Origin of the sequence: [Micrococcus luteus] ATCC 49442, from assembly GCF_010367585.1 — a bacterium.
GTDB lineage: Bacteria > Actinomycetota > Actinomycetes > Actinomycetales > Micrococcaceae > Arthrobacter > Arthrobacter luteus_A.
This window is the reverse complement of record NZ_JAAAXP010000001.1, coordinates 938,063-957,558: the sequence shown is the minus strand read 5'-3', so window position 1 is coordinate 957,558 and position 19,496 is coordinate 938,063. Positions and strand designations below refer to the sequence as shown.

Here is a 19,496-nt window from a genome sequence, read left to right as displayed (position 1 = left end):
TCAGCGGTGCACGCGCCGGTTCAGGTTTGCCCGGACGGCGGGGGAGAGCCGCCGGCGAGGAACGCCTGCACCACCGGTACCACCTCGTCCAGGGTATGCACCTCGCCCTGGACCTGCCCCGGACCCCGGACATGGAGGGCAGCCATTCCCAGGCGGCGGGCCGCGCGCACATGGCTGCGGTTCTCGGTGATGAACAGAACGTCGCCGAATTCGACGTCGGGACCCGCCTTCGAAGCCGCAGCGCGGAAGATCGCCTCATGGGGCTTGGACACGCCCACCTCCGTGGACAACGTGACGCGCGCCGCGACGGGCTCGAAGAACGGCCGGATGCCGAGGTCGTCAAGAAGGCTGTAGTACTGCTGCTGGATGACGGCCACGTCCGATGGCTCAGCCGGCATGTGAAAATCCGACACCAGACCCAGCAATGCTGCCGTCTCCCCGTCAGCGCAGAATGAGGCTATGGACTCCAGCGCTTCGAGTGCCCCTGGCAGCAGGACGCCATTGCTTTCCAGCGTGTCCCCGAGATCGAACAGGATGAGTTTCACAACAGGCTCCCGGGTTTGGCCCCACGAAGAAGTGTCCGAAGGACTCTTCGTGGCGAGTGTGGACCATCACGCGTTACTCCGGCGTTACCGCTGCTTCAACACCGGAGTAACGGGGCAGTAACGCCACACCCCTAGACTCGACGCGGGAGGGATCGGGGGGCTGCGTTCCCGGCTGATCCACAGACCTAAACAGGACCGAGCGGGAAGAGACGGAGATGTCTGAAGCTTTGGAGGGACTGCACTATCACGCCGGGGAAGACAACACGGAGTCGCGTTCCCCTGAATCGTTTGACCGCCCGCCGGAGGGCGCCGATGACGCGCCCGCCATGACCTTCAACAGCAATGAGGGGGCAGCGAGGTACTACCTCGACCAGCTCCTCCAGCAGGACCACCGTGAGAGCATGCGGTCCCTGACTGAACCCGAGCGCCCGGAGCGCGTCCCAAGCCTGGTGGTTGAGAGTGAGCGGGACCTGCCTGCACTGGGAACCCACGCGATGCGCTTTTCGCAGAGATATCGGGACATTCCGATCTTCGGCGCCATGGCCCTGGTTGAGCTGACGGCGTCGCGTGACCTCGTGAGCGTTAACGGGCAACTCGGCGAAGCACCTGGCGTGAGTCCTGTCGAATCCCTCAGCCGTGCCGAGGCGCTGGCGAAAGTGGCCGACTTCACCGGCGCGGACATTCCGGCCGACGCGGGAGTCGGCGCCGCACTCAACTTCTACAAAAAGGACGACGACGGGTCCTGGCACCTGGCGTGGTTCTTCCAGGAACTTCCCGCGGAGCCGCCCGCCAACGACGAAGGCAACGGCGGCAATGAGGAAGCGCTGCTGGGCCACGGCTTGGGGCGGCGGCCATTACCACCCAGCTTCAACTACCTCGTGGACGCGCACGACGGCGAAATCCTGTTCTGTTACAGCGCCGCACCGACTGCGCTCGCCATCCCCGCCAGGTGTACCGGAATCGACGAGAACGACGACGAGCAGGCCTTCTTTGGTGAGTTGGTCGCACCCACCGCCACGACGTGCCGGTTGAACGACCCGCGGCGAAGGGTCCGCACCTACGACCTGAAATTCGCAGACATCGACGACGATCCGCCCGATCCCGACTTCCCTGTGGAGGCCCCGGACAGTGCCTATGGTGACATCAACCGGGCGGCCGTGTCCGCCCACGCCAACGCCTCCCGGGTGCTGGACTTCTACAACGTGGTCCTGCAGCGCAAGGGAATCGACGACAACGGGATGGACCTCGTCTCCCTGGTCAACGTCACGGCGGCGAGCATGCAGACTCCGCCCACCCTCCTCAATGCCTTCTGGTACCGGCACCGCATGTGGTACGGGCAGATCAGGAAGAACGGCCGCCTTGTCAGCCTCTCGCGCTTCCTGGACGTGATCGGGCATGAGCTCACCCACGGCGTGATCGAAACGACCTCGAACCTGGTGTACGCCACCCAGTCCGGTGCGCTCAACGAGTCATTCGCCGACGTTGCCGGGGTCATCATCAAGAACTGGTACGAGGCGCCGGACCGAAGTGATGTAGGGACCTGGGATTGGGAGATCGGCCCCGGACTCAGGGCGGACGGGCGCCCGCTCCGGAATTTTGCCGACCCCGCCCGCACAGGTCACCCCAAACACATGGACGGGTTCCGCCGGCTGGCCCCAGGCGAGCTGCCGGGACCGTCCAATGACCAGGGCTGGGTCCACTTCAACAGCAATATCCACAACAAAGCAGTCCACAACCTGCTGACCATGACCAAGAACGGCGCTCCGGTGTTCAGCGTCGAGGACGTGGCTGTGCTGACGTACCTGGGCATGGCACGGCTGACTCCGCGGGCGACCTTCCCTGAGGCGCTCCAGTCGGTGGTCGACGTCGGCCAGACGTACTTCGGCGGCGACGTCCGCAAGGCAGAAAAGATCGCCGCCATCAGGGAGGCCTACCAGCTTGTTGGCATCACGTAGGTGTGGCCGCCATGACACTTGACATCTACGAGGTCGGGGCGGCCCCGGTAAAGAATGCCGCGGGTCACTGGCTTGTGCACTTCGGCATCTACCTGCCCGGCATTACCTATCCTGACGGATACCGGGTCCGGGTCCGTGTCATCCACGAGCGCGATCAGTTTGTGCGGGGTATTGAACCAAAGGTATTTGACCTGTACTGGCACGGCGGCACGGCCCTGGACTTGTGGGATATCACCGTTGACCTGACCGCGGACAGCGACGGAAACTTCGGCCAGGACGGTGTCTACCTGTATCGGTTCCAGCTGCTCCGCGGCGCCCGGACCGTCGCATTCTGGTTCGCCGATCCCTTCGCCCGCGCCACCGGCCGCGGCACGTTGTCCGCTTTCGACATCGGCAGCCCCGGCGGGCCGTTCACCTGGCATGATGACGGGTTTGTTGTTCCGGAAGTCGATGACCTTGTTGTCTACGAACTGCACGTTGGTGAATTCAACGGCACGTTCGACGGGGTGGCCAGCCAGTTGGCCTACCTGCAGGGCCTGGGCGTCAACGCACTGGAGCTCATGCCGGTGACCAACGTCAAGGACGACGTGGAATGGGGCTACACACCGCTTTCCTACTTCGCGCCCGATGACCGCTATGGCGGTCCGGAGGGCCTGAAACGCCTTGTCGATGCCTGTCACAGCAACGGCATCGCCGTGATCCTGGATGCCGTGTACTCCCATTCACACCCCGAATTCGCCTATAACCTCGTCTACAACACGTCCGGCAGGCCGAATCCGATGATGGGCCTGTTCGGGGAGGAGTTCTCTGAGTCGCCCGGCACCGACTTCACCAAAGAGTTCACCCGCGACTTCTTTATGGCGGCCAGCCAGTACTGGCTGGACGAATACCATGTGGACGGGTTCCGCTACGACTACGTGCCGGGCATCTTCGACGGGGCCGCGGGGCGGGGCTACGCCGAGCTTGTCTACCGGACCTACCAGCACACCCGGCAGCCCTCCCGCTACCCGCGTTTTGATGCCGGCGACGGACGGAGCCTGGTGATCCAATGCGCGGAGCACCTGTCTGACGCCAGGGGAATCCTGCGCACCACCTACTCGAACACATGCTGGCAGAACGGCCTGCTTGACGAGGCGGCCGGGCAGGCCGGCGGGGGCTTGGTCCAAGCCTCCTTCGCCCGCCAACTGGACCCCGAACTCATCGGGTTCCCCAACCTCTACAAGAACCCCACCACCGGAGAACACTTCCCCGTGGCTCCGTTCCAGTATCTTGAGTCGCACGACCACAGCCGGTTCATCACGCGGTTCGGACTGGAAAAGCTGGCTGACCCAGTCGGCCAGCCCTATGGAAACCGCGAACTTTTCTACAAAACGCAGCCTTACGTCATCGCGCTGTACACCGCCAAAGGCGTGCCCATGCTTTGGCACGGCCAGGAGTTCGCCGAGAACTGGAGTGTGACACCACACCGGCCGGGCGGCTATGAGCGGATCCTGTACAGCCGTCCCCTCCACTGGGAGTACTTCTACGATTTGTCCGGAAAGGCACTCATCCGGCTGTACCGGATCATGGCCGGCCTGCGGTCCCGGTACAGGGCTCTCGGCAGCCGGGGCTTCTTTTACTACGAGGACGATCCGAACCACCGCAAAGAAGGGATTATTGTCTTCCGCCGCGAAGCCCCCGCAGCTGGTGCGCTCCCCGCGGAGGCGTTTATGGTGGTGCTCAATTTTTCGGACGACAGCGTCGAGGCCTGGATTCGCTGGCCGAAGGCCGGCCGGTGGGAAGAACAGATTGACAGGACAGAGAATCCCGGGCCGCCACTCCTGATTCCAGCCGGGGGCCACGTAAGTCCGGTCCGCGTACCCTCCAACTATGGCGCCGTCTACCGGCTCCTGCCGGACGGGTAACCGCCGGGCCGGCTAATGCCGGCGCCCGGTTTCGACGGCGGCTTGCTCACCACCCTGCCGTACCCGGTCCGCCTTTGTACGGGCCAACGATCCTGCTGGTGATCCACCCGCCATAGAAATCACCTTCCTGAAAGGCCACCTGTTCGCCATCGACCTCGCAGGAGTCCATCCGGCCCGGGTAGAGGGCCACCCGGTTACGGAGCTCCCCGAAACCGCTGGCAGGTTCCGGATAGGTCCACCCGCCACGGGGCGCGACGACTCCGCCGGCAACGACGTCGAAGTAGTGCGCTTCTCCCTTGAACTCGCAGAAGGTGGTGCCCCCGGCCGGGACGAGCGCACCGTCAGCAAAGGAGTCCAGGGGCAAGTAGTAGACAGGCGGATGGCTGGTCTCAAGGACGCGCAGTGCATCGGTGGTGTCGGCGATGACCTGGCCGCCGAGCCGCACGACGACCCTTTCGGACCGTGCCTCGACCCTTGGCGGCCGCGGGTAATCCCACACCGATTCCTGACCCGGCTTGGGTTTCACGGGCTTGGGACGCCGGAAAAGGCCGGGAAAACCGTCAGCAGGATTCATCTCTCCATGCTGCCACCTTCGGCTGGGCGGGCGTCGGTTTCTCCCTGTTGGTTTTGCGGGCACGGATGTATCGTTGACTATCGTTCGCGACTCGTTAGAGGAGAGCAACATGCATAATTCGTACCCGGCGGGCGGATTCGGCGGCCCCAACATAGACGGTGTATGGCAGGCCGTCGAGGAGCTGCGCTCGCGGTTTGAGAAGCGTTCGGGCACCCGCGCGGGCCGGGGCGAAGTGCGGTCGGCCATACTGGCCCTGCTCGCGGAGCGGCCGATGCACGGCTACCAGATCATCAATGAGATTGAGGAGCGCAGCCGTGGCAGCTGGAAGCCCAGCGCCGGATCGATCTACCCCACCCTGCAGTTGCTCGCCGATGAGGGATTCATCAGTGCCGAGGAATCCAACGGGCGCAAGATCTATTCCCTGACCGAAGCAGGCAGGGAAGAGGTAGCGGGTGCCGATGCATCCGCGCTCTGGGAGTCAACGGGCCCGGGATCCGGCACAGGGTTTGCGGCGCTGCCCAAGGCCGGCATCGAGCTCGCGCAGGCTGCTGCCCAGGTGGGCCGCACCGGCTCTCCGAAGCAGGTGCAGGAGGCGGTCATGGTGCTCGACGAGGCACGCCGCCGGCTGTACTCGATCCTCGCCCAGGACTGACGGGGTGGCGCCGGCTCGCCGGGAACGTGCAGGTCCGGGCGCCGGCGCCGGGAACAACCGCGCCCGTTACCGCCGCATCCTGCGGTTCGCCGCGTGGCACCTGGCGGTGACATGGTGGTTTGAGCTGTTCCTCCCGAGCATCGGTCTTATCAGGATCGCCGAACACACAAGGACTCGGAGGATGCGGCGCTTCGCACAGCGCTTCCGTGACCTTGCGGTGGACCTTGGCGGCCTGATGATCAAGGTTGGCCAGTTCCTGTCGTCCAGGCTCGATGTGCTCCCGCCGGAAATCACCGCTGAACTGGAGGGCCTCCAGGACGAGGTGCCCCCGGTCCCGTTCGCCGCAATCCGCGCCCTTGCCGAATCGGAGCTGGGGGCGCCGCTGAGCATGATCTTCGCCTCGGTGGATGAAACGCCAATCGCTGCAGCCTCCCTCGGCCAGGCGCACCGCGCACAACTCATGCCCGCCAACGCCGCCGATGCCGGGCTCCACCGGGTGGTGTTGAAGGTGCAGCGACCGGGCATCGACGCGATTGTCGACGTCGACCTGGCGGCACTTCGCAAGGTGGCTGGCTGGCTTAGCCATGTGCGCCTTGTGTCCGACCGTGCCGATATGCCCGCCCTGGTTGAGGAGTTTGCGCAAACCAGCCTTGAGGAGATCGACTACCTGCACGAGGCAGTGAATGCTGAGCGCTTCGCGGCGGATTTCGCCGACGACGAGAGGGTGACCGTGCCTGAGATCGTCTGGGAGCGGAGCACCCGCCGCGTGCTTACCCTCGAAGATGTCACGGCGATCAAGATCACCGACTTGCCGGCGCTCCTTGCGGCGGGGATCGATCCGGCGGAGGTTGCCCCGGTTTTCGCCTCTGTCATGTTTGACCAGATGTTTACGGAAGGTTTTTTCCATGCCGATCCGCACCCCGGCAATATCTTTGTCACGCCGAATACCGATTCAGCCGCAGAGCACCCCTGGAAGCTGACGTTCATCGACTTCGGGATGATGGGCGAGGTTCCCCCCAGTACGCGCAGCGGCCTGCGGAGGCTGCTGATTGCGGCTGCCTCGCGTGACGGCAGAGGTCTGGTGGCGGCGATCAGCGATGTGGGGGTGCTGGTGCCCTCGGCCGATACGGCGGAGCTCGAGCGGGCCATGACCCATCTCTTCGCCAGGTTCGGCGGGATGGGCTTTGCCGAGCTTCGCGAGGTGGATCCGCGGGAGTTCCTTGATTTCGCGGTGGAGTTCGGCGACCTGGTCCGCTCGTTGCCGTTCCAGTTTCCGGAGAACTTCCTGCTCATCATCCGCGCGATGTCGCTGACGTCGGGAGTCTGCAGTTCCTTGGATGCACGCTTCAATTTGTGGGACTCCGTGGAACCCTATGCAGCGCAGCTGCTGCGCGACGAGCGCGGCAATATCGTGCAGGACGTGGCACAGCAGGCGTTCGACGCGGCCGGCGTCGCCCTGCGGCTGCCGAAACGCCTGGACGGCCTTGTCACGCGGATCGAGGACGGGTCACTCTCGGCGGCCAATCCGCGTCTTGAACGGCAGGTGGCCCGGCTGAACCGGACGGCCCGGCGATCGGTATCGGCAGTGATTTTCGGCGCCTTGCTCATTGCAGGTTCCGTGGTCCGGGCGGACGACACAGTGCTCGGCAACATCCTGATGATTGCGTCAGTGGTTCCGCTGATGCACGGACTGTGGGTTCGGCGCTGAAAAGACCCTCACCACACAACAGTCCCCGAGGCCCCGTCCACGGTGATGCTCTGGCCATCGCGCAGGCGCGTGGTGGCGTCGGCAACACCCACTACTGCGGGAATACCGTACTCGCGGGCCACCACCGCCCCGTGCGATATCACGCCGCCCATCTCCATCACCAGGGCGCCGGCCGTCATAAAAAGCGGCGTCCAGCCGGGATCGGTGGAGGGGGCCACCAGGATTTCCCCCGGTTCGAGGCGGGCGCCCACCGGATCCATGATTACCCTGACCTTCCCCGTCGCGGTGCCCGCAGAGGCCGGCGTCCCCGTCAGGTGGTCTCCGGCAGCCGGCAGCGGCTTCGCGGCGGCCTCCACATCGGTGCCGTCCGAGAGCAGCAGGCGCGGAACGCGCCGCCGGCGGAGTTCGACGTCGTACAGCCGGCGGCGGTGTGTCACGATTCCCTTCAGGTCCGCACCGCGAAGGCCAACACGCAGTTCGTCGAAGTCCAGGAAAAACACGTCACCGGCGGCGTCGATTACTCCGTTCCTGACCAGCTCGGCCCCGACTTCCCTAAGCTGCCGGTGCATCTCCGCGAGCACCAGAATGATGCAGAACTTGGGGAACTCGCGCAGGCCGGCGAGCTGACGTGTCCGGCGCAGGCACAACGACACCAGGCGCCCCCGCAACCGGCCCGCTGACCCGGCACGCGCCACCAGGTCGCCGATCCGGGCCTCCGCATGGTCAGCGGCCCGCGCGAATCGGCGGTCCGGAGTCTGTTCGGGGTCGTCCACGCGGAGATAGTTCGAGATCATGCCGAGGATGTGGTCAGGTTCCTCGGACCACCGCGGCATCCCCAGGTCGATCTCCGCCACGGCCCGGTGACCGTACTTGGCCAGGAATTCCTGCAGCCCGGACTGGGCAGCCGCCGGCAGCATGCCCGCTTTGTAGCGCGAAGCCAACCCGTCAGGCTTCAGTTCCATGAACACACGGCGGGATTCCGGGTCCCTGCCCAGGGACACTGTCAGGTTCCATAACTCCAGGTCCATCATGGTGGTCACGTTGTGGGGAAGCCCGCGGAGGACGGCCTCGAGCTCGCGCGGCTTCGCAATTCCGCGCAGCAGCCTGCGGGCCGCGGCCAGCATCAGGTAACCAACGGACGGCGCCGGCAGCGTGGCCTGGATCAGCCCGTTGATCGTGGTGGCCATGATGTCCTCGGTGTGCTGGAGCCGGCGGGCTGCGGTAGCCGGCAACGGGAGGATAAGCCGGGCGGCGAGACGGTCCTGGTACCGCCGTGCCCGCCGAAGTTCCCGCTCCGGCCAGAGCAGCGCGCGGGCCATGGGGGGAATGAGCCGGAGGAACAGGCCCAGGCTCTGGGTGCCTTCAGTGCCCTTGGACCGGACCGTGGCAGGAGTAATGGGCCCCTCGCCGCCGCGTTTGTTCCGGGGACGCCGGACAACACTGAACCGAGGGTCGTCCAGGAGCACAGGCAAGAGGGCAGCTGACCTTCCGTCCGCGAGTGGCAGCACCTTAACCAGCGACTGGCGGCCGGATTTGTTGCGGAGAAGCGGCGTCAGGTCGACGTACATCCGCAGTCCCGGATTCACGTACTTCCACGGGCCCTTGTTGCTGCCCCTCATGAGGCCCAGGACGGAGAGTCCCATCGGCGTGATCGGACGAGTGAGGCCCTGGAGCAGCGTGCCGCACAGGTAGACGCGGGTATCCGCGCCGGAGGCTGCGTCAGACGTGCCATCGGTGCCGGCCTGACCGTTGAGCGGGTCATCGGCGGGCAGGGGATACAGCGTGGTGATGGGCCGCGACTGGGTCAGCCAGGCCTTACCGCCGGCGTCGATCACCCACTCCACGTCCTGGGGCGCGCCTAAAAGCCGCTGGGCAGCGTCGCCAAGGGACGCCAGCTCACGCAGATGTGCCCCGGTCAGGCTTGGAGCCGTGCCGTCCGGCTGCTGCAGGAGCCGGCCCGATGCCGTGTCCACCACGAAATGGTCGGGATTCACGGCGCCGGACACCACCGCCTGTCCCGGTCCCGGAGCGGCGTCAATGACGGTCTCGGTGCGGGTGCCTGTCACCGGATTGGCGGTGAACAGCACACCGGCCGTCCGGGCGTGGACCATGTGTTGAATAACGACGGCGAGGCCCACCTCGCGCTGACTAATCCCGTTCGTTGTGCGGTAGGCCACCGCACGGTCCGTCCACAGGGAGGCCCAGCAGCGCCGGACGGCGTCGACGACGGCATCGGCTCCCGCCACGTCCATAAAGGAATCCTGCTGCCCTGCGAAGCTGGCAAAGGGCAGATCCTCGGCGGTGGCGGACGAACGCACCGCCACCGGCCCGCCGCCCATCGCAGCATAGGCGTCGCGGACTGCGGCATCGACGGCGGGTGGCACCGGCGCAGCCGCCACCGCCTCCCGCGCACGCCGCGCAAGATCGTCGCGGTCCCCGTCAGACAGAACGGCAGCGCCGGCCAGGCCGGCCCCGTCGAGACCAGCCCCGTCGAGGCGGGTGGCAATGGCATCCAGTTCCGCCGGCGCGGAGATCCTGTAGCCCGCCGTCGTCAGGCAGAAACCGGGGGGAACCGGAAAATCCGCGGCGACGAGGCGGCCAAGGTTCAGGGCCTTGCCGCCCACTGTGGCCAGCGACGCTGACGCCAGCTGGCTGAGGTCGAGAACCAGGCCGGAACCGGCGTCTCCGCGCTCCGTATCGAGACCTACAGAATCCATGTCCTGCCCCTAGCCGTTGTCCTCGAAGGCGGTGGTCCACACCCGATGAACTGCACAAACCCGGCCATAACGGCTCCTCGACGGCGGTGGACGCTGATGCGGATCAGGCTAATCCCGACGGCGGGCAGCGCGAAGAGTCGAAATGCCCTACCCGCCGTGCCTCAGCACCTCCGGAAGTTCGTCCACGTAAACCGTCTGCGGCGGCTCGTAGTAGATCACCAGCACCTCATCACCCACTGCGAAGCCGCTCGTCCTGTCGAACGGGTGGGCATGGAATGCCATGATGCCGCCGAGGTAGGGCAGCATCACTTCCCCGATGATGCCCGGCCCGATCCGCCCTGTCACCCGCCCGATTTTGCCTGTCAGGCTCCGGTCAACATTCCTGTGCACGCCTGCCTCCTAGGCGTCGGGAGACTTGGGCTGGCGCTTGGCATCCTGGCCCTTCTTGAGCGCGGACGCGAGTGCCGGGAGGTAATCTCCAGCCTGCGCGAGGATTCCGCCAAGCATTTTGTTGACGCCTTCGCCGCCGTTCAGGACAGTCATCTGGCCCACATGTGAGAACGGCTCGGCAGCTGCCGCGATGATCGCGGGCATGTTCTCGGCGAGCTGCTGGGAAATCACCGCGTCCTGGTTGGTCCCCAACGCCTCGGCCCGCGCCTTGATGCCATCTGCCTCGGCCAGCGCTTTGGCCTTGATCGCTGAGGCCGCGGCATCACCCTTGGCTTTGGTGGCCGCTGCTTCCGCTTCGCCGGTGACCTTGGTGGCTCCGGCAGCGGCTGCCGCTGCCGTGGCATTTGCCTGGGCCTGCAGCTCCGTCCGGCGGGCGTTGGCCTGGGCTTCAAGCTCGGTTCGGCGTGCGAGTGCCTCGGCGGCGCTGATGTCTGCCGCTTTCTGGCCTTCCGCGTCGGTTCGTTTGGCGTAGGCTTTGGCGTCCGCGGGTTTCCGGATGGTGGTCTGGAGCTTCTGCTCTTCCCGGTCCGCCTCAAGCTTGGCTACCTCGGTTTCCTGAACCACCACCTGCTGCCTGGCTGTGGCGTCGGCCAGCGGGCCGGCCTGGGCAGCGTTGGCCTTGGCGCGCTCGGCGTTGGCCTGAGCCACCGACTGCCTGATCGCTGAAACGCTCTGCGCGTCCGCGATCAGCGCCGCCGCCTCCGCTTCCTTCTCGGCCGCTTCGCGGTTGCGGGTGGCCTCGGCGATGCGGGCCTCCATTTTTACCTGCGCAATGTGCGGCTTGGCGATGTTCTGGATGTACCCCGTCGGGTCCTGCAGGTCCTTGATCTGCAGGGAATCCACCACCAGCCCCAGTTTTTCCATCTCCACGCCGCTGGCGCTGCGGACCTGCGAAGCGAGCTTGTCCCGCTCGCGGATGATCTCCTCCACGGTCATGCTGCCGATGATTGAGCGGAGGTGGCCTTCAAAGACGTTGTAGACCTGGCTTTCCATCTTGGGCTGCTGTCCCAGGAAGCGCCGTGCCGCATTGGCGATGAAGGGCGGGGCGTCGCCAATCTTGTAGATGACCACGCCCTCCACGATCACCTGGATGCCCTGGGAAGTAACGCAGGAGACTTTGAGCTCAGTTTCATTCAAAGTGAGCGACAACGTCCGAACCGTCTGGAGGCCGGGAAGGACCAAAGCGCCCTTTCCTGTGACGATCTTGAAATCCATCCCCGCCCGGGTTTCCAGGGTTCCACGGGTCAGCCCGGAGATGATGAGCGCTTCGTTGGGTTCCGCCACCTTCCACATCAGTTTTGTTGCCACCCAGATAAAGGCAGCGGCAACAAGCACGCCCAGGATGGCGGCAATGAGAGGAAAGAATGCTGAGAAGTCCGGCATAACCAGGTCCTTTCAAGATGTGGAACAGGAACCGCGGCCGGCCTGCCGGGCCAGCTGTTGTAGACAGTCTGGGTCGGCCCCGCCCAAGAGTCCAGAGGCTTGCTGATATTTGCCTGCAGCAACGGAACCAGCGCACGACGACGGCACCTGGCTAGCCTCGTCGGGTTGCGTTTATGCGCGCCCGGCCGCCCTCCAGCCTGGATGGGGCTAGGGCGTGGGTGCCGGGGATGAGTGCGGTCCTTCGACCCATGCAGCGTCCGCCGTCGCGAGCGTTTTCCAGCCCACAAACGAGAGTGCCGCGGCGTAGGGCACTGCGCCGAGGACGCTGGCTGCCAGCGTAGCCGGCAGGATCATCGACGCGATGATGAATGCCGCCACCGCAACCGCCGGCCACCACGGGATGAAGCCGTTGCGCCAAAGCGCCAGGAGGAACAGCGGAAGTCCGGCGTAGACACCGATGATCCCCGGAATCTGCCAGGCGGCCATATTTAGCGGTGTCGCCGACTTCTCCAGGATTCCTACGGCATCTGCAATGGGCATCCCGGATTGGCCGAGTGCGATGGCGAACCAGTCAACAAGGAGCATGCCGCTCAAATTGACGAGGCCAACAAACGCCAGCAGCCCGGCCGCCCGCCCCCAGACGACCGCCCGGTGGCGAATCATCGTCATCAGTCCCAGCACTGAGATGGAGAGAAAGACCATGCCGTAATGAAGGAAGAGCGGGGCAACCTCGCCTTGGACCTGGTTGGCGCTGATGGTCTGGATCATGCTTGCGGCACTGTCTTCAGGCTCCCACGGCGTGAGAGCCATGCCGGCGAGCATGCCGAGTGCACCGGCGAAGAGTCCCGCGGCCGTTGTTATGCGGCTGAACCGAGCTGTTTGGGCGAGCATTTTGATCGTTCCTGCACTAATCCAGAAGTTGGATGCTTACTACCAATCCGGCCAGCGCAATGATTGCCGTAATGGAGCCCGGAACGGTCGATCACTGAAATCTAGCCGCTGGCCGTTACGGGCCCGTTACGGCCTGAGGGCAGTTATGCCCTGTCGCTGTCCCTGGGCCCCATCACGTTGCGCGGTCCGACATCGGCCAGGGAGTAGCCCCCTGCGTAGACCGGCGGGGCAGCCTGTCCGGGAATAAAGCTGGGCACCGTGCTCAGGGGAGTGCGGCGGCGGATCACATTGCGCACGCCCATCCCGGCGCTGAGCGCGAGGCGTGACCACCAGGTGCTGCGGGGGAGTCCGAGCGCTTCGGCCAGCTCCGCGTCGTTGAGCATTGTCGCGATCATGCGTTTCGTGACCGGATGGAGAAGCCTTGGCTGCATGCTTTGAAACACCTGGACCGTGGCACTCATCAGTGTCTTGCCGGCGGTGCTGGGGGCCATCCGCCGGCGCTCGTAATCGTCGAAGAATGATTCGGCCTCTTCGAACGTTTGGGGAATGTCCACGATATGCATTCTCGTTCCCAGTTCGCGGAAGAACCGTGTTGCGGCGTCTCGTTCTGTCTGTGTTGGCTTCCGCCAGCCGTAACGGTCGGTCCATCGCAGGGGAACCACCAGGAGCGTCATCAGCACATAAAGGAAATCCTCCTGGCTGCCCGGAACATACCGGTGGACGCGGTTGAGCAAGTCCGTCATGTGCCGGCCGCGCTCCGAGTCCAGTCCGCCGGCGATGAGTTCATAGATGACGACGCCGGTGTCAATTGACCGCTTCATGGGCCGGGCGGGGATTTCCCCGTTCTTCACGAGCGTGGCTGAACCGGACGGAATGGCGAAGTTCCGGTAGTAGGCCAGGAAGAAGCCGAGCTTGATGTCCTCTGCGAGGTCGAACAGAGCCATCTGGCGGAACGTCTGCTCCCAGTCGTCCGGGTGCCGGGCCAGCTGCCTGTCCAGGCCCTGAGCCAACGATGGATGCAACTGCGTCATGTCACAGCCCCTGGAAAAGGTCAGTAAGCAACGGACTGCCCGGCGGCCGGCCCGGCCACGCCAGGACCGACGACTCACGGGACGCCATCCTGGCCCACCGGCGTTCATCCATGTTCGGGCCAACAAGGACATCCCGCTGCGATTTGTGCTCCAGCAGACCCGCCACGATCCGGTCTGCCACAGGGCTCGTGTCCACCTCGATGTCTATCCACTCGTCGGGCACCGGACGGAGGTGATATTCAACGGACGGGTCCCACGGAGCCAGCCCTTCCTGTTGCCGCCGAAGGTTCCAGCGTTCAAAGGTGGAGGCACGCAGGGCTCCGTGCACCAACCGCCGCAAGCCGGGGCCGGCCGTCGCACGCGCCCTGGCAAAGGCTTCATCCGTAGCCTTGCCAACGGCGATGTGGTCACGATGCCCGGTGATTCCGTCCGGCCCGAAAGTGGCCACCACCTGCGGGCGTTCCTGAAGCAGAATGTCCAATATTTTGCCTACCAGTTCCTCCAAGTCGACCTCGTGCACCCGCCCATCCGCGTAGTCCAGCCATTCGTGCCGGTCCGGGATTCTGCCGTGGGCGCGCCACGCGTTGGCGCTCTCCCGGCGGCGCCAGGCACCCAGCTCCGCAGCCGTCGTCGGGACACCCTCGGCGATCTGTCCGGCCCCGCCGTCGGTAGCAAGCACCAGGCAGAACCGGAACCCGGGATCGTTCTCGTGCAGGGCGATCGAGCCCGCACAACCGTATGCATCGTCGTCCGGATGGGCAACCACAACGGCCAGGGAACGTGGCTCATTCATGGACAGAACGCTAGACCCGGCGACGGCAGGATCACAATACCGGGGAGCCGTCAGGACCCCGCCCGTCCGGGCCATTCCTTGCCGGCCCACGGGTCGTAATCCGCGATGAGCTCCTCCTGGGGCGGACGTTCAGCCGCGGGGACGTGCTGCAGGTTCACGCGCACGCGGTACCAGAGTGAACTCGAGCCGCGCATACCGTCGACGAGCACGTCAGCCGGGTGCAGTGCCGGGACCAGGTCCGCGTGCCGGGCCTTCCACTCATCGAGCGCCGCCAAAGCCTCGGGCTTGGTCCTGGTGCGGGCCACCTCGACGAGCGGCATCACCGACTGCCGTCGGCCGGAGCCGTCCCCGCTGCGCGGTGCTTTTTCCGCCGGGCCCAGCTCCTTGGCCAGGGTCAGGAGTTCCTCCAGCGAGCCAACGGCGTCGTCGATCCCGGCGTGCCGGTCGCCCAGATCTGCGACGCGCCCCGGCACCGTGCGGACCGTGAAGTGTTCCGGCCGGACGGAGCGGACCTCGTCCCAGTTGAGCGGTGTCGAGACCCGCGCGTCGGGCAAGGGCCGGACCGAGTATGCAGATGCCACCGTGCGGTCCTTGGCATTCTGGTTGAAGTCCACGAACACACTCTCGCCGCGTTCTTCCTTCCACCACCGTGCGGTGGCGAGGCCGGGAGCACGGTTTTCGACCTCGCGGGCGAGGGTTTCGGCGGCGAGCCGCACGTCGCGGTACGTCCATTGCGGGGCGATCCGCACGAGGATATGAAGCCCTCGCGACCCGCTTGTCTTCGGCCAGCCCACCAGGCCGACGTCGGTAAGCACGTCCCGCGCGACGTATGCGGTATCGACAATCCGGGCCCAGTCCACCCCCGGCATTGGATCGAGGTCCACCCGGAGCTCGTCCGGGTGCTCGAGATCCTCGGCGCGGACCGGATGCGGGTTGAGGTCGAGGCAGCCCAGATTCACCACCCACGCCAACCCGGCCGCGTCCCGGATGACGGCTTCCTCGGCCGAGGTCCCTGACGCGTAGTGCAGCGTCGCGGTGTCGATGAAGTCCGGATGGTTCTCGGGCACGCGCTTCTGAAAGAACGGCTCAGAATCGATGCCTTTCGGAAAGCGCTTGAGCACCATCGGCCGGCCACCTGCCCCGCGCAACGCGCCATCCGCCACCGCGAGATAATAGCGAACCAGATCCAGCTTGGTCAGGCCGGGCCCGGGGAACACCACCTTGTCCGGACTCGAGATGCGGACCTCGGTGCCATCGATGGTGAGGATTTCGGCCGGAGTCTTCGACGGGCTCATGGCGCCACGCTAGCAACGAACGGATGCCCCGGCCAGAGCGAAGACGGCGGCAGCCAATATAGTCGTGGCATGGGAGTGCGGGAATGACTGCTTCTTCGATCGGCGATTTTGTGGCGTGGGTGTCGGGAGTACCGGCCGGGCCGGGGCGGAACAACTTCTTTGATCACGCCCTGGCGGAAAATGCGCTTCGGCGACGGAACCTTGAAATTTATCTGCACGAAATGCAGGACCGGGCTCCGAAGGTGATGCTGCTGGGTGAAGCCCCCGGCTTTAGGGGCATGCGGATCACCGGAGTTCCCTTCACTAACCGGACCGTCTTCGAGGGGCCGGCCAACAGCTTCGGATTGTTTGGGCCGGGCAAGGGCTACCGGCTGCCGGCTGAGGCCACGGGAGTAGCGTCCGAACCGACCGCGACAGTGATGTGGGAGGTCCTGACGGAACTGCACTTCCTTCCTCTGCTGTGGAGCGCCTGCCCGTGGCATACCCATGCGCCGGACCGCCCCCGGACCAACCGCACGCCGACTGCCGCCGAAGCAGATCTCGGAGCCCCCTACTGGCTGGCACTGGCAGAACTCTTCAGCATCGAAACCGTCGTGGCGGTGGGAAACGTCGCCCATCGCAGCCTGGTGAAAAGAGGGATGGACGCACCCAAAGTCAGGCACCCCGCCCATGGCGGGCGCTCCGGCTTCAAGCGGGGACTGGAGGAGCTGCTAGAGGACGTCGGCCCGGGCGCGGCCTACTCGCCAACTTTCCCAGGCCGCGCCTCGATCCCCGAAGGACTGCGTTGATGCACACGGAGTGCGAGCAGCGGAAACAGGAGCACTGAGAGCATGCCAGCGCCAACGAGCGCAGACGCGATTCCGCTGGAGATCAGCCCCTCGTCCCGGCCGATGGCTGTCACCGCGACGATAATAGGCAGGCCCGTGGCCCCGAACAGAATGACGGCCAGTTTGCTGGCGGGGGCAGACCTGGGAGGAGCCGCGAGCAGCGACGGCAGGCCCCGGATGATAAGCAGGAGGAGCAGGAACAGGGGTACCAGTGCGAAAGCGGACGGGCTGGCTGTGAGGGCACGCAGGTCGAAGTCTATGCCGGTGTCGATGAAGAAGATCGGCACCAGGAATCCGAACGCAATGGCATCGATTTTCGTCTCGATGACGTGCCGGTCGAGTTCGGGAGCGCGCGCGATGGCCACCTTCCACAGAACCCCGGCAGCGAAGGCACCGAGCAGCATGTCCAGTCCCAGCACCATGCTGAGGACAACCAGCACCGTGAGGATGAACATGATGGACCGGACGGCGAACTGGCCGCTGGTGTGGAGGGTTCTGGTCACCTGGGAGTGGAGCAGTGTGTGCCGTGCGCGCGAGGCGAGATAGACGGCAAAGCCGGTCAGGAGCACAAATCCGAGGAGTACCGCTGTTGCCGGGCCCGGTTGCCTGCCGCTGAAGAACAGCGAAATGGCAACAAGCGGACCGAACTCCCCGGCGGCACCCAGTGCCGTGACAGCGATGCCCAGTGGGGATTTGGATTCGCCGGCGTCGCGAAGGATTGGCAGCAGTGCCCCCAGCGCTGTGGAGCACAAGGCGACGCCGATGATCACGGCTGCCTCCGGGCCAGGGGCCAGGACCAGGCCGGCGCCAATGCCTGCGGCCAAAGAGATGGCCCAGCCAGCAGATGCGCGGATGGCCGGGCGGCCGCGGATGGCGGCGAAATCAATCTCGTTGCCGGCAACAAAGAAAAGCATGGCCAGGCCGAACTGGGCCAGTGTGTCCATGAACTCTGTGGGCCGGATCCATCCCAGCAGGCTGGGCCCAAGCATGATTCCCAGGACAATTTCGAAAACCACGATCGGCACCTTGACCACCCGGTCAAGGGAGCGGGCCGCGAGGGGCGCTGCGATCGCCAGCAACGCGATCAGAACCAGTGAGATGGACAAGCCCTGCATCAGCGGTACCTCCGGTACCTTGGCTGCTTCGAAGGAAAAGTATTCCAAAGCTACCGCCGCCGTGGTGGCGGCGCCAGAACGCATTCCTGATACTGACCGGCATGAGCTCCTGGACGCCCCGTATGATTCCGGAATGCCCGGCGTCCAGTAGCCTGAAGATCAGCCGCGGCAGTCCGGCGAACACCGGGGGCGACAATGCGCGTCAGGTTTTGGGCCGGACGCTGCCACCAGGTCTCTTTATCGAAAGGCTTCACATGATCAGGAACACGATCACTGCTGCGACCGCCGTCGGGGCGGCGCTTATCCTCTCCGGCTGTTCCATCGCCACACCCGCCCCGGCGCCCGAAACGACAGCCGAAACCTCACCCTCCGCCTCATCGGCACCCGCCGCCTCCGACCTCCCGGCCGCGGTGTCCGGCTGCGGACTTGATGGCGCCGACGGCGTCGACCTGACCGCGGCCGGGACGAAGCTCTCCATCGATACCAAGGGCCCCAAGGAATCCACCGGCGCACAGATGGCAGACGTCCAGTGCGTCCTCGGCGCCTTGGAGGTCCCGGACGATGTCCGGTCGATGATGAAGCTCACCACCTCCACAACTGAACCCACTGACGCCGGCTGGCGCGATCTGGGCTTCGCCTGGAACTACAGCCCGGAAGATCACTTCCGGCTCGTCATCGTCCAGGCCTGAGCGCCCGGGGCAGCGCCCCTCCGGTGACCGGACGGACCGCACCACGTCACATGCAGTGGCACCCGGGGCCTTCCGTTCGGAGACCGGGCCCCTTCTGGTACAGAATGCGTTTATGACCAATGACGATCTTCGGCCTGTCTATTTCCTTTCGGACAGTACCGGCATTACCGCCGAAACACTCGGCAACACTTTGTTGACGCAGTTCCCCGCCAATAACTTTGACCGCATCACGGTTCCGTTCATCACCACGGTGGAGCAGGCCTTCACCGTGGTGCGTACCATCGATCACCTGGCCGCCACCGGCAAACGTCCAATCGTTTTTTCCACGGCTGTCAGCAGCGAGATCCGTCAGGCCCTCGCCACGTGTCAGGGGATCATCGTGGATCTGATCGGGACTCACGTGGGGCAGTTGGAGCAGGCCCTCGGGACACCGGCCAGCGGCGAACCCGGCCGGGCCCATGGCCTGGGCAACGCGGAGCGGTATCAATCCCGGATGGCCGCCGTCGAGTACGCCATGGAACACGACGACGGCCAGAGCCTGCGCGCACTGGAAAAAGCCCAGGTCATCCTGGTGGCACCGTCGCGCTGCGGGAAAACGCCCACCACCATGTACCTCGCGCTGCAGCACGGAATCTTCGCAGCGAATTTTCCGCTGGTGGACGAGGACTTTGCGCGTGAGGGCCTTCCGAAGCCCCTGCGGCCATTCGTTGAGAAATGTTTCGGACTCTCTTCCAACCCGCTGCGCCTCAGCCAGATCCGCACCGAACGGCGCCGCGGCTCACCCTACGCGTCCCTGCGGCAGTGCGGCTTCGAGCTGCGAAGCGCCGAGCAGCTCTACGTCTCACACCGGATTCCGTACCTGAATTCAGCCTCGGTGTCCGTAGAGGAAATGGCCGCGACCATCCTGCAGCGCATGAACCTCAAGCATTAGGGAAATTTTTCACAAACTAAATGTGGCGCATATCAT

The 19,496-nt window shown here is 65.2% G+C and carries 17 protein-coding genes; 7 read left to right on the top strand and 10 right to left on the bottom strand.

Annotation, left to right across the window (positions count from 1 at the left end; translation table 11 throughout):
• Positions 1–20: 20 nt before the first annotated feature.
• Positions 21–545, bottom strand: coding sequence for an HAD family hydrolase (locus GUV69_RS04440; protein WP_164200112.1), 525 nt, complete (start codon positions 543–545; stop codon positions 21–23).
• A 215-nt stretch (positions 546–760) separates the two neighbouring features.
• Here GUV69_RS04440 and GUV69_RS04435 point away from each other — a divergent pair, with 215 nt between their 5' ends.
• Together GUV69_RS04435 and GUV69_RS04430 are read left to right on the top strand one after the other, a co-directional pair.
• The gene (locus tag GUV69_RS04435) at positions 761–2,500 is read left to right on the top strand and encodes a M4 family metallopeptidase (RefSeq protein WP_164200110.1); all 1,740 of its coding nucleotides are present in this window, start codon (positions 761–763) and stop codon (positions 2,498–2,500) included.
• An 11-nt stretch (positions 2,501–2,511) separates the two neighbouring features.
• Positions 2,512–4,404, top strand: a complete 1,893-nt coding sequence (locus tag GUV69_RS04430) for an alpha-amylase family glycosyl hydrolase (protein ID WP_164200108.1) — start codon at positions 2,512–2,514, stop codon at positions 4,402–4,404.
• 46 nt (positions 4,405–4,450) lie between these two features.
• Here GUV69_RS04430 and GUV69_RS04425 read toward each other — a convergent pair whose 3' ends face one another.
• A complete protein-coding gene (locus tag GUV69_RS04425) occupies positions 4,451–4,978 on the bottom strand; it encodes a DUF427 domain-containing protein (protein ID WP_164200107.1) in 528 nt (175 codons plus the stop codon).
• A gap of 109 nt (positions 4,979–5,087) precedes the next feature.
• Here GUV69_RS04425 and GUV69_RS04420 point away from each other — a divergent pair, with 109 nt between their 5' ends.
• Positions 5,088–5,630 carry a PadR family transcriptional regulator gene (locus GUV69_RS04420; RefSeq protein WP_164200105.1) on the top strand — a complete coding sequence of 181 codons (543 nt, stop codon included), beginning with the start codon at positions 5,088–5,090 and terminating at the stop codon, positions 5,628–5,630.
• A gap of 181 nt (positions 5,631–5,811) precedes the next feature.
• Positions 5,812–7,338, top strand: coding sequence for an ABC1 kinase family protein (locus GUV69_RS04415; protein WP_431197094.1), 1,527 nt, complete (start codon positions 5,812–5,814; stop codon positions 7,336–7,338).
• A gap of 8 nt (positions 7,339–7,346) precedes the next feature.
• Here GUV69_RS04415 and GUV69_RS04410 read toward each other — a convergent pair whose 3' ends face one another.
• The 7 genes from GUV69_RS04410 to ligD all read right to left on the bottom strand — a co-directional run bounded on the left by GUV69_RS04410 (position 7,347) and on the right by ligD (position 15,898).
• Complete coding sequence (locus GUV69_RS04410) at positions 7,347–10,055, bottom strand: PEP/pyruvate-binding domain-containing protein (RefSeq protein WP_164200101.1); 2,709 nt, start codon at positions 10,053–10,055, stop codon at positions 7,347–7,349.
• Between the two features lie 147 nt (positions 10,056–10,202).
• A complete protein-coding gene (locus tag GUV69_RS04405; RefSeq protein WP_164200099.1) occupies positions 10,203–10,445 on the bottom strand; it encodes a hypothetical protein in 243 nt (80 codons plus the stop codon).
• Positions 10,446–10,454: 9 nt separating this feature from the next.
• A complete protein-coding gene (locus tag GUV69_RS04400; RefSeq protein ID WP_164200098.1) occupies positions 10,455–11,888 on the bottom strand; it encodes a flotillin family protein in 1,434 nt (477 codons plus the stop codon).
• Between the two features lie 207 nt (positions 11,889–12,095).
• Positions 12,096–12,779 (bottom strand): hypothetical protein, encoded by a 684-nt coding sequence (locus GUV69_RS04395; RefSeq protein WP_164200096.1) that lies wholly within the window; start codon positions 12,777–12,779, stop codon positions 12,096–12,098.
• Positions 12,780–12,922: 143 nt separating this feature from the next.
• A complete protein-coding gene (locus GUV69_RS04390) occupies positions 12,923–13,810 on the bottom strand; it encodes an oxygenase MpaB family protein (protein ID WP_164200080.1) in 888 nt (295 codons plus the stop codon).
• Position 13,811: 1 nt separating this feature from the next.
• Positions 13,812–14,603 carry a PIG-L deacetylase family protein gene (locus tag GUV69_RS04385; protein WP_164200078.1) on the bottom strand — a complete coding sequence of 264 codons (792 nt, stop codon included), beginning with the start codon at positions 14,601–14,603 and terminating at the stop codon, positions 13,812–13,814.
• A gap of 50 nt (positions 14,604–14,653) precedes the next feature.
• Positions 14,654–15,898, bottom strand: a complete 1,245-nt coding sequence (gene ligD / locus GUV69_RS04380) for a non-homologous end-joining DNA ligase (protein WP_164200076.1) — start codon at positions 15,896–15,898, stop codon at positions 14,654–14,656.
• Between the two features lie 83 nt (positions 15,899–15,981).
• Here ligD and GUV69_RS04375 point away from each other — a divergent pair, with 83 nt between their 5' ends.
• Positions 15,982–16,686 (top strand): uracil-DNA glycosylase, encoded by a 705-nt coding sequence (locus GUV69_RS04375; protein ID WP_164200074.1) that lies wholly within the window; start codon positions 15,982–15,984, stop codon positions 16,684–16,686.
• Here the strand turns inward: GUV69_RS04375 and GUV69_RS04370 are convergent.
• Positions 16,635–17,924, bottom strand: a complete 1,290-nt coding sequence (locus GUV69_RS04370) for a cation:proton antiporter (protein ID WP_244292607.1) — start codon at positions 17,922–17,924, stop codon at positions 16,635–16,637. The genes GUV69_RS04375 and GUV69_RS04370 overlap by 52 nt on opposite strands.
• A gap of 170 nt (positions 17,925–18,094) precedes the next feature.
• Here GUV69_RS04370 and GUV69_RS04365 point away from each other — a divergent pair, with 170 nt between their 5' ends.
• Together GUV69_RS04365 and GUV69_RS04360 are read left to right on the top strand one after the other, a co-directional pair.
• The gene (locus GUV69_RS04365; protein ID WP_164200073.1) at positions 18,095–18,529 is read left to right on the top strand and encodes a hypothetical protein; all 435 of its coding nucleotides are present in this window, start codon (positions 18,095–18,097) and stop codon (positions 18,527–18,529) included.
• Positions 18,530–18,641: 112 nt separating this feature from the next.
• Positions 18,642–19,460: a pyruvate, water dikinase regulatory protein gene (locus GUV69_RS04360; protein ID WP_164200071.1), complete on the top strand. Its 819-nt coding sequence runs from the start codon at positions 18,642–18,644 to the stop codon at positions 19,458–19,460.
• Positions 19,461–19,496 lie beyond the last annotated feature (36 nt).

Excerpts from the sequence above, each read along its gene's own strand:
- GUV69_RS04425 (WP_164200107.1), bottom strand. The coding sequence starts at position 4,978 with ATGAATCCTGCTGACGGTTTTCCCGGCCTTTTCCGGCGTCCCAAGCCC.
- GUV69_RS04365 (WP_164200073.1), top strand. The coding sequence starts at position 18,095 with ATGATCAGGAACACGATCACTGCTGCGACCGCCGTCGGGGCGGCGCTT.
- GUV69_RS04375 (WP_164200074.1), top strand. The coding sequence starts at position 15,982 with ATGACTGCTTCTTCGATCGGCGATTTTGTGGCGTGGGTGTCGGGAGTA.
- GUV69_RS04435 (WP_164200110.1), top strand. The coding sequence starts at position 761 with ATGTCTGAAGCTTTGGAGGGACTGCACTATCACGCCGGGGAAGACAAC.
- ligD (WP_164200076.1), bottom strand. The coding sequence starts at position 15,898 with ATGAGCCCGTCGAAGACTCCGGCCGAAATCCTCACCATCGATGGCACC.
- GUV69_RS04360 (WP_164200071.1), top strand. The coding sequence starts at position 18,642 with ATGACCAATGACGATCTTCGGCCTGTCTATTTCCTTTCGGACAGTACC.
- GUV69_RS04420 (WP_164200105.1), top strand. The coding sequence starts at position 5,088 with ATGCATAATTCGTACCCGGCGGGCGGATTCGGCGGCCCCAACATAGAC.
- GUV69_RS04370 (WP_244292607.1), bottom strand. The coding sequence starts at position 17,924 with ATGCGTTCTGGCGCCGCCACCACGGCGGCGGTAGCTTTGGAATACTTT.
- GUV69_RS04400 (WP_164200098.1), bottom strand. The coding sequence starts at position 11,888 with ATGCCGGACTTCTCAGCATTCTTTCCTCTCATTGCCGCCATCCTGGGC.
- GUV69_RS04410 (WP_164200101.1), bottom strand. The coding sequence starts at position 10,055 with ATGGATTCTGTAGGTCTCGATACGGAGCGCGGAGACGCCGGTTCCGGC.
- GUV69_RS04430 (WP_164200108.1), top strand. The coding sequence starts at position 2,512 with ATGACACTTGACATCTACGAGGTCGGGGCGGCCCCGGTAAAGAATGCC.
- GUV69_RS04395 (WP_164200096.1), bottom strand. The coding sequence starts at position 12,779 with ATGCTCGCCCAAACAGCTCGGTTCAGCCGCATAACAACGGCCGCGGGA.
- GUV69_RS04390 (WP_164200080.1), bottom strand. The coding sequence starts at position 13,810 with ATGACGCAGTTGCATCCATCGTTGGCTCAGGGCCTGGACAGGCAGCTG.
- GUV69_RS04415 (WP_431197094.1), top strand. The coding sequence starts at position 5,812 with ATGCGGCGCTTCGCACAGCGCTTCCGTGACCTTGCGGTGGACCTTGGC.
- GUV69_RS04385 (WP_164200078.1), bottom strand. The coding sequence starts at position 14,603 with ATGAATGAGCCACGTTCCCTGGCCGTTGTGGTTGCCCATCCGGACGAC.